The 6,810-nt window shown below is 72.9% G+C and carries 4 protein-coding genes; 3 read left to right on the forward strand and 1 reads right to left on the reverse strand.

Annotation, left to right across the window (positions count from 1 at the left end):
• Nucleotides 1-20 precede the first annotated feature (20 nt).
• On the forward strand, nt 21-2,363 hold the full coding sequence (glgB, locus tag HYE82_RS32350; protein ID WP_179177774.1) for a 1,4-alpha-glucan branching enzyme: 2,343 nt from the start codon (nt 21-23) through the stop codon (nt 2,361-2,363).
• Between the two features lie 352 nt (nt 2,364-2,715).
• Nucleotides 2,716-3,420: a helix-turn-helix transcriptional regulator gene (locus HYE82_RS32355; protein WP_179177775.1), complete on the forward strand. Its 705-nt coding sequence runs from the start codon at nt 2,716-2,718 to the stop codon at nt 3,418-3,420.
• A 55-nt stretch (nt 3,421-3,475) separates the two neighbouring features.
• Here the strand turns inward: HYE82_RS32355 and HYE82_RS32360 are convergent, their stop codons facing one another.
• Nucleotides 3,476-4,501: an ATP-dependent 6-phosphofructokinase gene (locus HYE82_RS32360; protein WP_179177776.1), complete on the reverse strand. Its 1,026-nt coding sequence runs from the start codon at nt 4,499-4,501 to the stop codon at nt 3,476-3,478.
• 218 nt (nt 4,502-4,719) lie between these two features.
• On the opposite strand from HYE82_RS32360, the gene pta reads away from it, so the two are divergent.
• Nucleotides 4,720-6,801 carry a phosphate acetyltransferase gene (gene pta / locus HYE82_RS32365; protein ID WP_179177777.1) on the forward strand — a complete coding sequence of 694 codons (2,082 nt, stop codon included), beginning with the start codon at nt 4,720-4,722 and terminating at the stop codon, nt 6,799-6,801.
• Nucleotides 6,802-6,810 lie beyond the last annotated feature (9 nt).

Genomic DNA, 6,810 nt, shown 5'->3' on the forward strand with positions numbered 1-6,810 from the left:
CCCCCGAGGAGGCCTCTCGCGTGAGCGCCGCACGACAGCCGTCACCGTCCGTCCGCACCGCAGCCCCGCCCGCCGCCGCGGGCGGGGCGCCGGCCGCGGCCGCGCCCGCCGTCGCACCCGAATCCGGGTCCGCCCGCAAGTCCCGCACCCCCCGGGCCCGCCGGGCCGCCGCCACCCCGCCACCGCACGGCGTACGGCCGGCACCCGCCCTCGGCGCGCAGGAGCGGGCCCGGCTGCTCGAAGGCCGCCACCACGACCCCCATGCCGTGCTCGGCGCCCACACCCTGCGGGGCGGGGTGGCCGTCCGCGTGCTGCGCCCGTTCGCGCGGACGGTCACCCTTGTCGCGAAGGGGCTGCGGGCCGAGCTGCACAGCGACGGCGACGGCCTGTTCTCCGGCCTGCTGCCGCTGGCCGACGTACCGGACTACCGGCTGCTGGTGGTGTACGAGGGCGACGAGATCGAGGTGCACGACCCGTACCGGTTCCTGCCCGCGCTCGGCGAGCTCGACCTGCACCTGATCGGCGAGGGTCGGCACGAGGAACTGTGGACGGCGCTCGGCGCCCGGCCGATGGTCCACCAGGGCGTCGCCGGCACCCGGTTCACGGTGTGGGCGCCGAACGCGCAGGGGGTTCGGGTCACCGGGGACTTCTCCTGCTGGGACCCGGCCGCCCACCCGATGCGCTCGCTCGGCGCGTCCGGGGTGTGGGAGCTGTTCCTGCCGGGGGTGGGCGAGGGCGCGCTGTACAAGTACGACATCACCCGGCCCGACGGCAGCCACACGCTGCGCGCCGACCCGATGGCGCGGCGGACGGAGTGCCCGCCCGCCACCGCCTCGGTCGTGACCGAGTCCCGGTACGAGTGGGGTGACGACCGGTGGATGGCCGCGCGCGGTGCCCGCCCGGCCCACCAGGCCCCGTTCTCCGTGTACGAGGTGCACCTGGCGTCCTGGCGGCCCGGGCTCTCGTACCGGCAGTTGGCCGAGCAGCTCCCGCCGTACGTCAAGGAGCTCGGGTTCACGCACGTGGAGCTGATGCCGGTCGCCGAGCACCCCTTCGGCGGCTCCTGGGGCTACCAGGTCACCGGCTACTACGCGCCCACCGCGCGGATGGGCACCCCGGACGACTTCCGGATGCTCGTGGACGCACTGCACCGGGCGGGGATCGGGGTGATCCTCGACTGGGTGCCGGCGCACTTCCCGCGCGACGACTGGGCGCTGGCGGAGTTCGACGGGCGGCCGCTGTACGAGCACCAGGACCCGCGGCGGGCGGCGCACCCGGACTGGGGGACGCTGGAGTTCGACTACGGGCGCAAGGAGGTCCGCAACTTCCTCGTCGCCAACGCCGTCTACTGGTGCCAGGAGTTCCACGTCGACGGGCTGCGGGTCGACGCGGTGGCCTCGATGCTCTACCTGGACTACTCGCGCGACGAGGGCCAGTGGGCGCCCAACGAGCACGGCGGCCGGGAGAACTGGGACGCGGTGGGGATGCTGCAGGAGATGAACGCGACCGTGTACCGGCGCTGCCCGGGCGTGGTGACGATCGCGGAGGAGTCCACGGCCTGGGACGGGGTCACCCGGCCCACGGACGCGGGCGGGCTCGGCTTCGGCCTGAAGTGGAACATGGGCTGGATGCACGACACGCTGCGGTACACCGAGAAGGAGCCGGTGCACCGGAAGTACCACCACAACGACATGACCTTCGGGATGGTGTACGCGTACAGCGAGAACTACGTGCTGCCGATCTCGCACGACGAGGTGGTGCACGGCAAGCGCTCGCTGGTGTCGAAGATGCCCGGGGACTGGTGGCAGCAGCGGGCCGGGCACCGGGCGTACCTGGGCTTCATGTGGGCCCATCCGGGCAAGCAGCTGCTGTTCATGGGGCAGGAGTTCGCGCAGGGGGCGGAGTGGTCGGAGGCGCACGGCCCGGACTGGTGGCTGCTGGACCCCTCCTACCCGGCGGCCTCCGACCACCAGGGCGTCCGCACGCTGGTCCGGGACCTGAACCGGGCCTACGCGGCGGCGCCCGCCCTGTGGGAGCGGGACAGCGTGCCCGAGGGCTTCGCCTGGGTGGAGGCGGACGCGGCGGACGACAACGTGTTCGCCTTCCTGCGGTACGCGCACGACGGCTCGCAGTTGCTGTGCGTGTCGAACTTCTCGCCGGTGGTGCGGCACGGCTACCGGATCGGCGTTCCGGAGGAAGTGCCCGTGTGGCGGGAGGTCGTCAACACCGACCTGGAGGCGTACGGCGGCAGCGGCGTCCGCCACCTGGCGCCGCTGCGGCCCCGGCGCGAGCCGGCCCAGGGCCGCCCGGCGAGCCTGCACCTGACCCTCCCGCCACTGGCGACGGTCTGGTTCAGGCCTTAGCCGCGGGCGCTGCCGCCGCCTGCTCCGGCACCCCGTCGAGCGCCTGGAGCGGGCGGCGTCCGGGCGGCACCCCGAGGGGCCCTCGCCACCCCCGTACACGAGGGCCCCGGTATGGATCACGTAAGGAGACGGCGGCCGGTTCAGGACGACCGCGGGCGGATCGGTGAAGATCGGGTGGAGAGGCGTCGCGCGGGCGGCCCGGAACCGTACGATGATCACAACCCTGGAGCGCGTCCGATTACCGGACGGTCGCCGGAAATTCGGACCAATGCCCCGAATTTCATAGGACATTCCTACGACTTGTTGGCTTGTTTGAACAGTCTGTAGTCGCCACACCCCCGGCGCTCCTACAGTGCGCCCTGTGCACTCCAGCCCACCCTTCAATGCCCCCGCCGCGCGCCGCCTCCGCGCTGCCCTGGGCATGGCGCCCGGCCACGTCGCCTACGGTCTGCGCGCCCAGTACGGACTGATCGTCGAACCCGAGACCGTGATGGCCTGGGAGCGCGGCGAGAGGACGCCGACCGCCGCCGAGCTGACCGCCCTCGCCGGCGTGCTGTGGTGTGCACCGGGCGAGCTGCTCGCCGAACCGGTCACCCTGCGGGAGCACCGGCTGGCCCGGGGCATGCCCGCGGACGAGCTGGCCCGCCGGATCGGGCTGGACACCGGGGCGTACCAGAAGATGGAGGACACCGGGCGCTGGAAGGGCAACGAACGCCAGTCCGTGGCCCTGGCCCAGGTCCTCGGTCTGACCCTGGCCCAGTTCGTGGCGGCCGCCGGCAAGCAGGAGGAGCTGGCGGAGCTGCTGCGCGGCGCCGTCACCACCCGCTGGCAGGCGTACGTGAAGCCGCTGGCCAAGCTCCTGCCCGTGCCCAGGCAGCGCCTGGAGCCGGCGATCGAGCGGCTGCACGCGGACTACCAGGCCACCATGGTCGCCACCCTCGGCTGGGGCGGGGCCGCGGGCGATGCCGGCACGGGCGACGCGGGCCGCGAGTTCCTCGCCACCATCGTCGCCCGCTTCTGGTCCTACGCCGCCCCGGACCGGCCGTACACGGGATAGCAGGAGAGGGCGGGGCGCATGCGCAGAGCCCCGAAAAGGCCGGGCGCGAGGGATGTCAGAAGACCGACTCGGCCTCGTACATGCGGTCCGCCGGGACCCGCTTCAGCTCGGTGATGGCCGACGCGAGCGGGGCCATCACGATGTCGGTGCCGCGCAGGGCGGTCATGTTGCCGAAGTCGCCGCGGTGCACGGCCTCCACCGCGTGCCAGCCGAAGCGGGTGGCCAGGACCCGGTCGTACGCGGTGGGGACGCCGCCGCGCTGGACGTGGCCGAGGATGACCGGGCGGGCCTCCTTGCCCAGGCGGCGCTCCAGCTCGACGGCGAGCCGGTTGCCGATGCCGGCGAAGCGCTCGTGGCCGTACTGGTCGATCGCGCCCCGCTCGTACGGCATGGATCCCTCGGCCGGGTGCGCGCCCTCGGCGACGCAGATGACGGCGAACTTCTTCCCGCGGGCGAAGCGCTCCTCCACCATCTTCACCAGGTCGTCCACCTCGAACGGGCGCTCCGGCAGGCAGATCCCGTGCGCACCGCCGGCCATGCCGGACTCCAGGGCGATCCAGCCGGCGTGCCGGCCCATGACCTCGACGACCATCACGCGCTGGTGCGACTCGGCGGTGGTCTTGAGGCGGTCTATGGCCTCGGTGGCCACCATGACGGCGGTGTCGAAGCCGAAGGTGCGGTCGGTGGCGGAGATGTCGTTGTCGATGGTCTTCGGCACGCCCACGACCGGCATCCCGGCGTCCGACAGCATGCGGGCGGCGGTCAGCGTGCCCTCGCCGCCGATCGGGATGAGCGCGTCGAGGCCGTAGCGCTCCGCGAGCTCCTCGGCGTTCTCGGCGGCCTCGTGGAGGCGGGCGCGCTCCATGCGGGCCGAGCCGAGGATGGTGCCGCCGCGGGCGAGGATGCCGCTGACGGCGTTGATGTCGAGGGGGCGGTAGTGGCCGTCCAGGAGCCCCTTGAAGCCGTCCTCGAAGCCGATGACCTCGTCGCCGTGTCCGACCAGGGCGCGGTGCACGACCGACCGGATGACGGCGTTCAGGCCGGGGCAGTCGCCGCCTGCTGTGAGAACTCCGATACGCATCGTCCTGTGTCTCCTGCTCCTGGTCACATCGTGAGGCTTGTCCGATTGTTCCACGGGCCCGGGCGGCTCCGCGTCCCGTGCAGCTCCCCCGTCAGGCCGTTCGGCCCTGCCCTCCGGGCCCATTGCCCAGGGGGCGCCCTAACCATCGACGGAGGTATTGTCAAGAGGGCAAGGCCACCCTATCGGGGAAATTTTCGCAGCAGGGACGGAGACCACGCGTGACGCGCAGCGTGTATGTGACCGGTATCGACCGGGGTGACGGCCGCCAGGTCGTCGAGCTGGGGATCATGGAGCTGCTGACGCGCCAGGCGGCGCGGGTCGGTGTCTACCGGCCGCTGCTGCACGACGCACCGGACCGCCTCTTCGAGCTGCTGCGGGCCCGCTACCGGATCGAGCAGGACGCCTCGACGGCGTACGGCATGGAGTACCGCGAGGCGTCCGCGATCCTCGCGGAGAAGGGCACCGACGAGCTCGTCTCCCGGCTCGTCGACCGCTATCACGAGGCGGCCCGCGACTACGACGTCATGCTCGTCCTCGGCACGGACTACGCCGAGACGAACCTCCCCGACGAACTGGCCCTCAACGCCCGCCTCGCCAACGAGCTCGGCGCGGTCGTCGTTCCCGTCGTGGGCGGCACCAAGCGGGCCGCCGACGAGGTGCGCGCCGAGGCCCGCAACGCCCACCGCGCGTACGAGAGCCTCGGCTGCCACGTCGTCGCGATGGTCGTCAACCGGGTGGCCCCCGCCGACCGGGACTCCATAGCCGAGCGGCTCGCCGCCCGCCTCCCGGTGCCCTGCTACGTGCTGCCGGACGACAAGTCCCTGGCCGCCCCGACCGTCGCCCAGATCACCAGGGCGCTCGGCGGCGAGGTGCTCCTCGGCGACGACGCGGGGCTCGCCCGCGACGCCGTCGACTTCGTCTTCGGCGGCGCCATGCTGCCCACCTTCCTCAACGCCCTGACCCCCGGCTGCCTCGTCGTCACCCCCGGGGACCGCGCCGACCTGGTCATCGGCGCGCTCGCCGCGCACGCCTCCGGCACCCCGCCGATCGCCGGCGTGCTGCTGACCCTGAACGAGCGCCCCGGCGACGACGTCCTCGCGCTGGCCTCGAAGCTGGCCCCGGGCACGCCCGTGGTGTCGGTGGCCGGCAACAGCTTCCCGACCGCCGCCGAGCTGTTCTCCCTGCAGAGCCGGCTGAACTCCGCGACCCCGCGCAAGCTGGAGACCGCGCTCGGCCTGTTCGAACGCCATGTGGACACCTCCGAGCTGCGCGGACTGCTGGCAGTGGCCCGCTCCGAGCGGGTGACCCCGATGATGTTCGAGCACGAGCTGCTGGAGCGGGCCCGTGCCGACCGGCGCCGCGTGGTGCTGCCCGAGGGCGCCGAGGAGCGGGTGCTGCGCGCCGCGGACGTGGTGCTGCGCCGCGGGGTCTGCGACCTGACCCTGCTCGGCGACGAGCAGGCGATCCTGAAGAAGGCCGCCGACCTCGGCGTCGACATCTCCGGCGCGCAGCTCATCGACCCGGCGACCTCGCCCCTGCGGGAGCGGTTCGCCGAGTACTACGCGAAGGTCCGCGCCCACAAGGGCATGACGGTCGAGCTGGCGGGCGACGTGGTGACCGACGCCAACTACTTCGGCACCCTGATGGTGCAGGAAGGCCTGGCCGACGGCATGGTCTCCGGCTCGGTGCACTCCACCGCGGCCACCATCCGCCCCGCCTTCGAGATCATCAAGACGAAGCCCGACGCCTCGATCGTCTCCTCCGTCTTCTTCATGTGCCTGGCCGACCGGGTCCTCGTGTACGGCGACTGCGCGGTCAACCCGGACCCGGACGCCGAGCAACTCGCCGACATCGCCGTGCAGTCGGCGGCGACCGCGGCCGCCTTCGGGGTGGAGCCGCGGATCGCGATGCTCTCGTACTCGACGGGCACCTCGGGCAGCGGCGCCGACGTCGACAAGGTGCGCAAGGCCACCGGGATCATCCGCGAACAGCGCCCCGACCTGGCCGTCGAGGGCCCGATCCAGTACGACGCCGCCGTCGAGCCCGTGGTCGCCGCGACGAAGCTGCCCGGGTCCGAGGTGGCCGGCCGCGCGACGGTGCTGGTCTTCCCCGACCTCAACACCGGCAACAACACGTACAAGGCCGTGCAGCGGTCGGCGGGCGCCGTGGCGGTCGGCCCGGTGCTCCAGGGTCTGCGCAAGCCGGTCAACGACCTGTCGCGCGGCGCGCTGGTGCAGGACATCGTGAACACCGTGGCCATCACCGCGATCCAGGCGCAGGACGCGCCCCTCACCCCCTGACCGCCCGCC

It is taken from the genome of Streptomyces sp. BR123 (genome assembly GCF_013401435.1).
Lineage (GTDB): Bacteria > Actinomycetota > Actinomycetes > Streptomycetales > Streptomycetaceae > Streptomyces.